Here is an 11258-nt window from a genome sequence, read left to right as displayed (position 1 = left end):
ACTGCACGTCGCAGTGTTGCTTTGCGCTCCGGCCGCTACGGCGCTTCGACCGGGCGGGCCGGAGCCGGGTGCGGTGCCTCGCGCGCTGAGTACGCGGCAGATTCAACAAGCAGATCCGGTTGCACCACTTCTGATACTGGCTGACGACTCGGCGGTTCTCAGCCGCCTAGCGCGTGTGGAATTGGCGCCGGCGCCGATGCCGGTTGTGCCCGATCTCGACAGCCTGCCATCGGCGTTGCCGCTACCGGGTGATGACAGCCTTTACCTGCCGCGGCGGCAACTCGACCAGGCGCCGCGCGCGCTCTCACCGATCGACCTGCCTTGGCCCGAAGATGGGCCGCCGGCTGGCCATTTCGCGGAACGGGTGTCGCTGTTCATCGACGAGGCCGGTTCCGTCCAGCGTGTGCGCATCGACGGACCAGGCCTGCCGCAAAGCTTGCAGGCTGTCGTGCAAGATGCGTTCTTGCGCGCCCGCTTCAGCCCGGGCCTGCTCGCCGGGCAGCCGGTGCGTTCGTGGATCCGGTTGGAGGTCGTTTTCGATGCGGCCGCGACAGCGAGATCACGCGGCCTGCCTCGGTGAGCGTGCTTCACAGGCTGGCTAAACGCCGCCCCGGTGTTTCCCCTATGATGCTCGGCTCATGCCTGCAATTTCCCCGTCATCTGCGTCCGTTGAGGCGCCCCTGATCGAACTGCGCGACGTCACCGTTGGCTATGGCGACCGGGTGATCCTGGAACGCGTCAATCTCACGCTGAAGCGCGGCCAGGTGCTGGCCTTGATCGGCACCTCCGGCGGCGGCAAGACGACGATTCTTCGGTTGCTCGGCCGCCAGATCCGGCCGATCCAGGGCCAGGTCTTGTTCGACGGCCAGGACATCGCCCCGCTTAATCTGCAGCAACTCTACGCCGTGCGGCGCCGCATGGGCGTGCTGTTCCAGTTCGGCGCGCTGTTCACCGACCTGTCGGTGTTCGAGAACGTGGCCTTCCCGCTGCGCGAGCACACGAAGCTGCCGGAAGCGATGATTCGTGACCTCGTGCTGATGAAGCTCAATGCCGTGGGTCTTCGCGGTGCGCGCGACCTGATGCCGTCCGAGGTGTCTGGCGGCATGGCGCGGCGGGTGGCGCTGGCGCGGGCGATCGCGCTGGATCCGGACCTGGTGCTGTACGACGAGCCCTTCGCCGGCCTGGACCCGATCTCGCTGGGCGTGGCAGCGCGGCTGATCCGCAACCTGAACGATGCGTTGGGTCTGACCAGCATCATCGTTTCGCACGACCTGCACGAGACCTTCGGCATTGCCGACCAGGTGGCGATGGTGGCCAATGGCCGCGTCGTCGCGCAGGGCACGCCGGACGAACTGCGCCGCAGCACCGATCCGCTGGTGCGCCAGTTCGTCGGTGCCGAGCCGGACGGGCCGGTGCGCTTCCACCAGCCGGCGCTGCCGGTGGGCGAGGATTTCGGGGTGGCGGCATGAATTTCTTTGCTGCCATCGGCGCAGCGGTGCGCCTGAAGCTGGTCGACGTGGGCGGTGGATCGCGCCTGTTCTTCCAGCTTCTGAGCCGCTCGCTGACTTCGCTGCTGCGTTTCAGCCTGGTGCGCGAGCAGATCTTCTTCGTGGGCAACCGCTCGCTGTCGATCATCGGCGTCTCGGGCCTTTTCGTTGGCTTCGTGCTGGCGCTGCAGGGCTATTACACGCTGCAGCGATACGGCTCGTCCGAGGCGGTGGGCCTGCTGGTCGCGCTGAGCCTGGTGCGCGAACTGGGGCCGGTGGTCACGGCGCTGCTGTTCGCCGGGCGCGCCGGCACCTCGCTCACGGCCGAGATCGGCCTGATGAAGGCGGGGGAGCAGTTGACGGCGATGGAGATGATGGCCGTCGATCCGCTGACCCGCGTGCTGTCGCCGCGCTTCTGGGCCGGCGTGATCGCAATGCCCTTGCTGGCGGCGGTTTTCTCGGCTGTTGGCATCATCGGCGGCTGGCTGGTGGCGGTGCCGCTGCTGGGCATCGATGCTGGTGCGTTCTGGTCGCAGATGCAGGGCGGCGTGGCGGTGTTCGCCGACGTGGGCAACGGCGTCATCAAGAGCCTGGTGTTCGGCGTGACGGTGACTTTCGTCGCGCTGCTGCAGGGCTGGACCTGCCGGCCGACACCGGAAGGCGTCTCGGAGGCGACGACGCGCACGGTGGTGATTTCTTCTCTGGCGGTACTGGGTCTGGACTTCATCCTGACCGCCATGATGTTCTCGATTTGAGGGAGTAAAGAGCGTGCAACAAAGCTCCAAATATGACGCCTGGGTCGGCCTGTTCGTGGTGCTCGGCGCCGCGGCCCTGCTGTTCCTGGCACTGAAGGCCGGCAACCTGCTGAGCCTGAATTTCGACCCGACCTACCGGGTCACCGCCTATTTCGACAATATCGGCGGGCTGAAGTCCAACGCTGCGGTGAAGAGCGCCGGCGTGGTCGTCGGCCGCGTCGAGTCCATCACCTTCGACGACAAGGCCTACCAGGCCAAGGCGGTGCTGACGCTGAACAAGAACTTCGCGTTCCCGAAAGACACGATGGCCAAGATCCTGACCTCGGGCCTGCTGGGCGAGCAATACATCGGCCTGGAGCCGGGTGCCGACGAGAAGAACCTCGCCGATGGCGACAAGTTCAAGCTGACGCAGTCGGCCGTCGTGCTGGAGAACCTGATCAGCCAATTCCTGTCGAGCAAGGCGGCCGATGCAGGCTCCGCCGCGCCGGCCCCGGCCGCTGCGTCCGGAGGCAAGCCATGATGATGAATCGCCTCCGTTCGCTGCGCAGCCTCGCGCTGCTGCTGTGCGTCGCCGTATTCATGAGCGGGTGTGCGACCTTCTCCGGCAAGCAGAGTGCCGGCCAGAAGCTCGACCCCTGGGAGTCGTGGAACCGCAAGGTCTTCTCCTTCAACGAGGGCCTGGACGAGCACGTGCTGAAGCCCGTGGCGACGGTCTATGCGGACGTCGTGCCACACCCGGTGCGTACCGGCGTCAGCAACTTCTTCAACAACGTCGGCGACGCCTGGTCGGCCGTGAACCTGGTGCTACAGGGGCGCTTCTCGCTGGCCCTCCAGCAGGGCTTCCGCTTCGCGGTGAACTCGACCCTGGGCTTCGCCGGCGTGCTCGACATTGCCACCGAGGCCGGCATCGACCGCAACAGCCAGGATCTCGGCCAGACCTTCGGCCGCTGGGGCTTCGGCACCGGGGCCTACATCGTCTGGCCGCTTTTCGGCCCCTCGTCGGTGCGCGACTCGCTGGCGCTGCCCTGGGACCGCCTCGCCTCGCCAGCGCTGGCCTTCGACGATGGCCGCGACAAGGTTGGCATCTACCTGCTGCAGACGGTCAACACCCGTTCGAACTACCTGCAGGCCGGCGAGATGCTGGATGGCATCGCGTTGGACAAGTACACCTTCATCCGCGATGCCTACCTGCAGCGCCGCGGCAGCTTCAGCACCGATGACGATGACTACGAGGTGCTGACGCCCGGCTCGGCAGCTTCCGCGTCGCAGAGCGCGCCGGCGGCGAGCGCTGCTGCCAGTGCTCCGGCCAGCGCCGCAGCGGCAAGCTCACCTTCTGTTGCAGCTTCCGCCCCCGATCAGTGAACCGCCGGTGCGGCTGGCACGTTGGATGCCCGATGGCGCTGCCGTCCCATGAGCAATGATGAATGGACACCATGATGAACAAACGTAGCCTGATCAAGAGCCTTTGCGGCGGCCTGCTGGCCGTCGGTCTCGGTGCGCTGATGAGCGTTTCCGCCCACGCGGCCGACGTCACGGCGCCGGATCAGCTGATCCGCCAGCTGTCCCTCGATATCCTGGAAACGCTGAAGAGCGACAAGGCCATCCAGGGTGGCGACGTCAGCAAGATCATCGCCTTGGTCGACACCAAGGTGATGCCGCACGTCAACTTCCAGCACATGACCTCGTCGGCCGTCGGCCGCTTCTGGCGCCAGGCCACGCCCGCGCAGCAGCAACAGCTGCAGGACGAGTTCAAGACCCTGCTGATGCGCACCTACGCCGGCGCGCTGACGCAGGTGAAGGACCAGACCGTCGCGCTGAAGCCGCTGCGCGCGCCGGCCGATGCCACCGACGTCGTCGTCAAGACCGAGATCCGCGGTAGCGGCGACCCTATCCAGCTCGATTACCGTCTCGAGAAGCTGGCCGACGGCTGGAAGATCTACGACGTGTCCGTGCTGGGCATCTGGCTGGCAGACCAGTACCGCAACAGCTTCGCCCAGGAAATCGGCGCCAACGGCATCGACGGCCTGATCAAGGCGCTGGCCGACAAGAACAAGAAGGCGCTGGCCGCCCCGGCCAAGAAGGCTGCCTGATCGATGTCGGCGACGACGATGCTGAAGCTGCCGGACGCCGTCCGCATGGACGACGCACCGGCCTTGTGGAAGCGCCTGGAGGCCGGCCTTCGTGCCGAAGCCGCCCAGGTGCGCAGCGCCGCCGGCCAGCAGGTCGAGATCCGCCTGGCCGAGCTGCAGGCTTTCGATTCCGCGGCCTTGACCCTGCTGCTGAGCGCTGCGCGCCTGTGCAAGGCCGAAGGCGTGCAGCTGGTGCTGCACGATGTGCCCGCCAAGCTGCGCGAACTGGCGCGGGTCTACGGCGTGGCCGAACTGCTATGGCCTGAGGCGGCTCCCGCTCAGCTCGTGTAGCGCTTGCTGCGCAGGTTCTTCTTGATCTCCTGCAGCATCGGCCGCAGGTTCTGACCCAGCCGCAGCGCGACGCCTGTGGTCAGCACGTCTACCGCGATCAGGTGCAGCAGACGTGACACCATCGGGCTGTAGCGGTCGTAGTCTTCCGGGTGATCGACGGCCAGCAGGACCTGGCCCGGGCTCTGGCCCAGCGCCGCGAGCGGCGAGCCGCTGGCGGTCATGATGATCGTCGTCGCGCCCTTCTTGCGGGCGATCTCGGCAGCGTCGATAAGGTCACGGCTGCGGCCTGAATTGCTGATGATCACCGCGCAATCGCCGGGCTCCAGCATCGTGGCGCTCATCAGCTGCACATGGCCGTCGCTGTTGGCTGAGGTGTTGATGCCCAGGCGGAAGAACTTGTGCTGCGCGTCCTGCGCGACGATGCCTGAATTGCCCACACCGTAGAACTCGATGCGCCGGTGGTTGCGCGCCGATTCGGCCAGCGCGGCGATCGCGCGCTCGAAGGCGTGCGAGGCCGCGTCGTTGCGGTAGTGCAGCAGTGCCGCGACCGCGTTGTCCACGACCTTCACGATCAGTTCGGCCGGCTTGTCGTCCTCGTCCACCGCACGATGCACGAAGGGCACGCCCTCGTTGACGCTGCCGGCCAGCTTCAGCTTGAAGTCCGCCAGCCCGTCGTAGCCGACGCTGCGGCAGAAGCGCACGACCGTCGGCTTGCTGACGTGAGCCCGGTCCGCCAGCTCGGTGACCGGCAGGCTGGCGAAGGCGCGGGCATCAACCAGCAGCAGCTTGGCGACGCGCTGCTCCGCCGGCGGAAGGGCCGGCAAAGCCGCCTTGACCCGTTCCAGAATGCTCATGCCTCTTCAGCCCACGAGAAGCCGTCACGCGCCACCAGCGCGCTCGCGGCCGCCGGGCCCCAGGAGCCGGCGTTGTAGTGGCGCGGGCCGATGCCGTCGTCCTTCCAGGCGTCGAGGATCGGCTCGACCCAGCGCCAGGCCTGCTCCTGCTCGTCGCTGCGCACGAACAGGTTCAGGCGGCCGGCGATGGCGTCCAGCAGCAGGCGCTCGTAAGCACCCACGCGGTTACTTGCGAAGGCCTTGTCGAAGTCCAGGTCCAGCGACACCGGCGTCAGCGCCTCGCCGTTGGCGCTGCCCTTGCTCGCCAGCAACTGCAGCTCCAGCCCGTCTTCCGGCTGCAGCTTGATGATCAGCCGGTTCGCCTGGTTCGCGCCGTGGAAGATCGGGTGCGGCACCTCGCGGAAATTGACGACGATCTGCGCGTCGCGCGCGGCCAGGCGCTTGCCGGTACGCAGATAGAAGGGCACGCCGGCCCAGCGCCAGTTCTGCACCTCGGTGCGCAGCGCGACGAAGGTCTCGGTCTCGCTCTCTGCGGGGATCTTGCCTTCGTCCAGGTAGCCGACGACGGCCTTGCCATCGACGTTGCCGGCGCGGTACTGGCCGCGCACCACGTCGCGGGCCACGCTCTCCGCGGTGAAGGGCTTCAGCGAGCGCAGCACCTTCAGCTTCTCGTCGCGGATCGCGTCGGCGTCGTTGGTGGACGGCGGCTCCATCGCGATCATCGTCAGCAACTGCAGCGCATGGTTCTGGATCATGTCGCGCAGCGCGCCGGTCTGGTCGTAGAAGGGGCCGCGCGTGCCGACGCCCAGGCTCTCGGCCAGGGTGATCTGGATGTTGGCGATGCTCTCGCGGCGCCACAGCGGCTCGAACAGCGCGTTGCCGAAGCGCAGCGCCATCAGGTTCTGCACCGAAGGCTTGCCGAGGTAGTGGTCGATACGGAAGGCCTGGCTCTCGTGGAACACCGAGCGCACGACCTTGTTGATCTGCTGCGCGCTGGCCAGGTCCTGGCCCAGCGGTTTTTCCAGCACGATGCGGATCTTGGGCGTGTTCAGCCCGGCGGCACCGAGCTGTTCGCAGATCTGCGTGAACAGGTGCGGGCTCGTGGCGAGGTAGAGCACGGCCGTGTCGGCGTTGCGCTCTTCCAGCCAGTCCTTCAGCTTCTGATAGTGCTCCGGCTGCGAGAGATCCATGCGGCGGTAGTGCAGCAACGCGCCGAACTTCTCGAATTCCTCGTCGGTCGGGCGCTTGGAGCCGTCGACCTCACGGAAGCGTTCCTTCAGCCACTCGCGGTAGCGCTCGTCCGGCATCTCGTCGCGGGCGACGGCGAGGATGCGGCCGCCTTCGGGCAGCTTACCGTGGCGGAAGGCCTGGAACAGCGCGGGCATCAGCTTGCGCCAGGTCAGATCGCCGGTGCCGCCGAAGAAAACGAGATCGAATGACATGTCTGGAATCCGGGAAGGAAGAGCTTGATGTAACGAAGTTACGCGAATTATGATGCCCCAGTTTCTTGGCTCGGTCAATCGGCCGATCCTGGCAAACGATAATTGCGGCTTACCCGAATCAGTCCCAGGAGCGCCACTCATGAACCAGCTCGACCAGCTCAAGTCCTTCACGACCGTCGTCGCCGACACGGGCAACTTCAAGCAGCTCGCGCAGTTCGCGCCGCGCGATGCGACGACCAATCCCTCGCTGATCCTGAAGGCCGTGCAGTCGCCCGACTACGCGCACCTGCTGGAGGAAGTGGTGGCCGCGCACAAGGGCAAGCCGACCGACGAGATCGTCGATCAGGTGCTGGTGCGTTTCGGTCTGGAGATCCTGAAGGTCGTGCCGGGCCGTGTGTCCACCGAGGTCGATGCGCGCCTGTCCTTCGACAAGCTCGCCAATATCGCCCGCGCCCGCCGCATCATCGGCCTGTACGAGGCCGCCGGCATCTCGCGCGAGCGCGTGCTGATCAAGGTGGCATCCACCTGGGAAGGCATCCAGGCGGCCGCCGAGCTGGAGCGCGACGGCATCCACACCAACCTGACCCTGCTGTTCTCGTTCTGCCAGGCGGTGGCCTGCGGCGACAACGGCATCCAGCTGATCTCGCCCTTCGTCGGCCGCATCTACGACTGGTACAAGAAGAGCGCCGGTGCCGGCTGGGACGAGGCGGCGCAAGCCGGCTTGAACGACCCGGGCGTCAAGTCGGTCACGCAGATCTACAACTACTTCAAGAAGCACGGCATCAAGACCGAGGTGATGGGCGCGAGCTTCCGCAACATCGGCCAGATCCAGGCGCTGGCCGGCTGCGACCTGCTGACGATCAGCCCCGAGCTGCTGGCGCAGCTGCAGGGCTCCGAGGCGCCGCTGGCCCAGGCGCTGGATGCCAAGGCCGCCGAGGCCATGGACATTCCGCGCGTCTCCTTCGACGAAGCGGGCTTCCGCTTCGCGCTCAACCAGGACGCGATGGCCACCGAGAAGCTGGCCGAGGGCATCCGCGCCTTTGCCGTCGACTCCGGCAAGCTCGACAAGATGATCGAGGGCCTCGTCAAATGACATCCATCGCATCGCGCTGCGACCAGAGCCCGGCCTGGTCCCTGCTGCAACAGCACTACGCCCAGACCGGCAAGAGCTTCGACCTGCGCGAGGCCTTCGCGGCCGACGCCGGTCGTTTCGCCGAATGGTCCTTCCAGGCGCCCGAGGTCTTTGCGGACCTGTCGAAGAACCGCATCGACGCCGCCACGCTGGAGCTGCTACTTCAACTGGCGCGCGACTGCGGTCTGGAAGCGCAGCGCGATGCGATGCTCAAGGGCGAGCCCATCAACCTGACTGAGGGCCGCGCCGTGCTGCACACGGCACTGCGCGCCCCGGCGGGCCAGGGCCTGTTCACCGATGAGGTGCAGGCCTCGCTGGCGAGCATGCTGGCCTTCGCGGACAGCGTGCCGCAGCAGGGCTTCACCGACGTCGTCCACATCGGCATCGGCGGCAGCGACCTCGGGCCGGCGATGGTCGTCATCGCGCTGCAGGCCTACGGCCGGCCGGGCCTGAAGCTGCACTTCGTCTCCAACGTCGATGGCCACGACATCGCGCCGGTGCTGGCACCGCTAAACCCGGCGACGACCTTGTTCGTCATCGCCTCCAAGACCTTCACGACGCAGGAAACGCTGGCCAACGCGCTGGCCGCGCGGAGTTGGTTCCTGGCGAACGGTGGCACCGATGTGGCGAAGCACTTCGTCGCCACCAGCAGCAACACGCAGGCGGCCGGCGCCTTCGGCATCACGACAACCTTCGGCTTCTGGGACTGGGTGGGAGGGCGCTACTCGCTGTGGTCGGTGATCGGTTTGCCGATCGCGATTGCCGTGGGCTCCGAGAACTTCCGCGCGCTGCTGGCTGGCGCGCATGCGATGGACCAGCATTTCGCGCAGGCGCCGCTGGCGCAGAACCTGCCGGTGCTGCTGGGCCTGATCGACGTCTGGTATCGCAACTTCCACGGCTTCACCAGCCGTAGCGTCGCGCCCTATCACCAGGCCCTGCGCCGCCTGCCGGCCTACCTCCAGCAATTGGAGATGGAGAGCAACGGCAAGGGCGTGGATCGCGCGGGCCAGGCCTTGCCCTATGGCACGAGCCCGGTCGTCTGGGGTGAGGCCGGCACGAACGGCCAGCATGCCTACTTCCAGATGCTGCACCAGGGCACCGACGTGATCCCGGTCGAGTTCATCGCAGTGAAGACGCCGAACTTCGGCGCGCACGTGAAGGGCGAGCTGGCCGAGCGCCTGGCTGACCAGCACCAGAAGCTGCTTGCCAACTGCCTCGCGCAGTCGCAGGCGCTGATGCAGGGCAAGCGCTTCGACGAGGCACTGGCCGAGAAGGCGCCGACTGCCTCGCAGGAACTCGATGCCGAAACGATCGCCCGCCACCGCAGCTTCCCCGGCAACCGGCCCAGCACGACGCTGGTGCTGGAGCGCTTGACGCCCAGCTCGCTCGGCGCGCTGATCGCGCTGTACGAGCACCGCGTGTTCACCACCGGCGCACTGTGGGGCATCAACAGCTTCGACCAATGGGGTGTCGAGCTCGGCAAGGCGCTGTGCAACAGCCTGCTGCCGCGCCTAGCCTCCGGCGATTCCACCGGCCTGGACGGTTCGACCGCCGGCCTGCTCAAGCACCTTCGCGCATGACCAAAAAGAAAAACATCGTCTTCGACTTCGGCGGCGTGCTGTTCCGCTGGCATCCGCCGAGCTTCATGACCCGCATCTGGCCGCATCGCGCGGCCGACGAGGAGCAGGGCCGCGCCGTGGCGCTGGAGTTCTTCGAGAACTACCGCGGCGCCTGGGGCGATTTCGACCGTGGCGTGGCCGAAGCCGATGAGGTGATCGAGCGCATCGTCGCGCGCACCGGCTGGCCGCGCGCGGAGGTGCAGGCGGTGGTCGACGCGATTCCGGCCGAACTGGAACTGCAGGCCGAGACGGTCAAGCTGATCGAGGAGCTGAAGTCCGCCGGCCACCGGCTGTTCTTCCTCTCCAACATGCCCAAGCCGATGGCCACGCACCTGGAGACGAGCTTCCCGCTGCACGACTGGTTCGAGGCGGGCATCTTCTCAGGCCGCGTGAACCACGTGAAGCCCGGTGCGGAGATCTTCGACCTGGCCTGCGCGACCTTTGGCGTGAAGGCCGAGGACTGCGTGTTCCTCGACGATCATCCCGAGAACATCGAGGCTGCGAAGGCGCTCGGCTGGGACGCGCTGCTGTTCAAGTCGGCGGCCGACGTGCGGCCGCAACTGATGGCGCTGGTCGCCTAGTGGCTTAACGGCTCGTCGGCGTCGTCCGGGCTCGGCGGCTTCGCCTCGACGGCATAGCTCTCGCTGGCCCAGGCGCCGAGGTCGATCTGGCGACAGCGCTCGCTGCAGAACGGGCGCCACAGATTGCTCGGCGCGAACACGCTGTCGCCGCCGCAGGTGGGGCAGCGGACGATGCGCGGCTTCACCGCGGAATCGTTGGCCTTCATGCGCACAGCGTCAGCTCGAAGCCGACGTCCTGCTGGCTGAGCTTCAACCGGCCTTCCTCGTCCTGACGCATCAGCCGGATCGAGATCATCAGCCGGTGGCCGCTGATTTCCGGAATGAAGCCCAGGCTCGGGTCGATGCGCATGCGCAGCAGCTGGTAGACCCGCCCGGCGGCCAGACTCTGCTGGAACTGGCCGTTCGTGGCCGCCACCTTGTGCGGCGCGCCGGAGTCGCGCAGCAGGCTCAGCAACACCTGCAGCGCCTCGGCCATCGGCATCAAGGTCTGCGTCCACTGCACCAGGTCATTGCGGCGGCGCACCGGCAGCAGCTGCTGCCAGGTGTAGTAGGCCGGCAGGTCGAACTCGCAGGTGCCGCCCGGGATACTGATGCGGCTGCGGATGCTCATCAGCCACTCGTTGCCGGTCAGCGCCGCGCCGGCCTTGCCCTGCACGTTGTTGAGGCCGTTGAAGGCGTGGTCGATGCGGCCGATCACTTCGTCCAGCACGGCCTCGGCCACGCCGGGTTTGCCGCGGAAGGCCATCAGCTGCGACTTGTGTCGCTCCAGATCCTTCAGCAGATCGGCCTTCAGGTCGGCGCGCGAGGAGACGTCCATGATCTCGAAGATCGTCACCAGCGCGAAGTGATGGTCCAGCGGTGTGTCGCGGGCGATCAGTTGACCCAGTCGGTCGAACAGATGCTCCAGGCGCAGCATCGTGCGGATGCTCTCGTTGAATGGGTACTCGTAAAGGACCAAGGCGGCATCC

Annotated in this window: 14 protein-coding genes; 10 read left to right on the top strand and 4 right to left on the bottom strand. The window is 66.8% G+C overall.

The annotated features are described in order from the left end of the window. Positions 1 to 73 precede the first annotated feature (73 nt). The 7 genes from SNE35_RS07430 to SNE35_RS07400 all read left to right on the top strand — a co-directional run bounded on the left by SNE35_RS07430 (position 74) and on the right by SNE35_RS07400 (position 4662). Positions 74 to 580 (top strand): energy transducer TonB, encoded by a 507-nt coding sequence (locus SNE35_RS07430; protein WP_320422223.1) that lies wholly within the window; start codon positions 74 to 76, stop codon positions 578 to 580. A gap of 58 nt (positions 581 to 638) precedes the next feature. Further along, positions 639 to 1469: an ABC transporter ATP-binding protein gene (locus tag SNE35_RS07425; RefSeq protein WP_320422222.1), complete on the top strand. Its 831-nt coding sequence runs from the start codon at positions 639 to 641 to the stop codon at positions 1467 to 1469. Beyond that, positions 1466 to 2242, top strand: a complete 777-nt coding sequence (mlaE, locus tag SNE35_RS07420; protein WP_320422221.1) for a lipid asymmetry maintenance ABC transporter permease subunit MlaE — start codon at positions 1466 to 1468, stop codon at positions 2240 to 2242. The genes SNE35_RS07425 and mlaE overlap by 4 nt, the downstream gene beginning before the upstream one ends. 13 nt (positions 2243 to 2255) lie before the next feature. After that, positions 2256 to 2762, top strand: coding sequence for an outer membrane lipid asymmetry maintenance protein MlaD (gene mlaD / locus SNE35_RS07415; RefSeq protein WP_320422220.1), 507 nt, complete (start codon positions 2256 to 2258; stop codon positions 2760 to 2762). Then, entirely contained in the window at positions 2759 to 3604 is an 846-nt protein-coding gene (locus tag SNE35_RS07410; protein WP_320422219.1) for an MlaA family lipoprotein, read from the top strand. Before mlaD ends, SNE35_RS07410 begins: the two co-directional genes overlap by 4 nt. Before the next feature lie 71 nt (positions 3605 to 3675). After that, positions 3676 to 4332, top strand: a complete 657-nt coding sequence (locus tag SNE35_RS07405; protein ID WP_320422218.1) for an MlaC/ttg2D family ABC transporter substrate-binding protein — start codon at positions 3676 to 3678, stop codon at positions 4330 to 4332. A 3-nt stretch (positions 4333 to 4335) separates the two neighbouring features. Then, entirely contained in the window at positions 4336 to 4662 is a 327-nt protein-coding gene (locus tag SNE35_RS07400; RefSeq protein WP_320422217.1) for an STAS domain-containing protein, read from the top strand. Here SNE35_RS07400 and SNE35_RS07395 read toward each other — a convergent pair. Together SNE35_RS07395 and zwf are read right to left on the bottom strand one after the other, a co-directional pair. Beyond that, positions 4650 to 5510 carry a MurR/RpiR family transcriptional regulator gene (locus tag SNE35_RS07395; RefSeq protein WP_320422381.1) on the bottom strand — a complete coding sequence of 287 codons (861 nt, stop codon included), beginning with the start codon at positions 5508 to 5510 and terminating at the stop codon, positions 4650 to 4652. The two genes, SNE35_RS07400 and SNE35_RS07395, sit on opposite strands and share 13 nt — an antisense overlap. 2 nt (positions 5511 to 5512) lie before the next feature. Continuing rightward, on the bottom strand, positions 5513 to 6958 hold the full coding sequence (gene zwf / locus SNE35_RS07390; protein WP_320422216.1) for a glucose-6-phosphate dehydrogenase: 1446 nt from the start codon (positions 6956 to 6958) through the stop codon (positions 5513 to 5515). A 139-nt stretch (positions 6959 to 7097) separates the two neighbouring features. On the opposite strand from zwf, the gene tal reads away from it, so the two are divergent. Genes tal through SNE35_RS07375 form a run of 3 tightly spaced genes read left to right on the top strand, consistent with a single transcriptional unit; the run spans position 7098 to position 10290 of the window. Continuing rightward, positions 7098 to 8051, top strand: a complete 954-nt coding sequence (gene tal / locus SNE35_RS07385) for a transaldolase (protein ID WP_320422215.1) — start codon at positions 7098 to 7100, stop codon at positions 8049 to 8051. After that, positions 8048 to 9670: a glucose-6-phosphate isomerase gene (pgi, locus tag SNE35_RS07380; RefSeq protein WP_320422214.1), complete on the top strand. Its 1623-nt coding sequence runs from the start codon at positions 8048 to 8050 to the stop codon at positions 9668 to 9670. Before tal ends, pgi begins: the two co-directional genes overlap by 4 nt. Next, a complete protein-coding gene (locus SNE35_RS07375) occupies positions 9667 to 10290 on the top strand; it encodes an HAD family hydrolase (RefSeq protein ID WP_320422213.1) in 624 nt (207 codons plus the stop codon). Before pgi ends, SNE35_RS07375 begins: the two co-directional genes overlap by 4 nt. On the opposite strand, the gene SNE35_RS07370 is transcribed toward SNE35_RS07375, so the two are convergent. Further along, positions 10287 to 10496, bottom strand: coding sequence for a DNA gyrase inhibitor YacG (locus SNE35_RS07370; RefSeq protein WP_320422212.1), 210 nt, complete (start codon positions 10494 to 10496; stop codon positions 10287 to 10289). The two genes, SNE35_RS07375 and SNE35_RS07370, sit on opposite strands and share 4 nt — an antisense overlap. Then, entirely contained in the window at positions 10493 to 11248 is a 756-nt protein-coding gene (zapD, locus tag SNE35_RS07365; protein ID WP_320422211.1) for a cell division protein ZapD, read from the bottom strand. The genes SNE35_RS07370 and zapD overlap by 4 nt, the downstream gene beginning before the upstream one ends. Between the last annotated feature and the right edge of the window lie 10 nt (positions 11249 to 11258).

The organism is Roseateles agri, assembly GCF_034043675.1.
Taxonomy (GTDB): domain Bacteria; phylum Pseudomonadota; class Gammaproteobacteria; order Burkholderiales; family Burkholderiaceae_C; genus KK5.
This window is presented reverse-complemented; position numbering and strand designations above follow the sequence as displayed.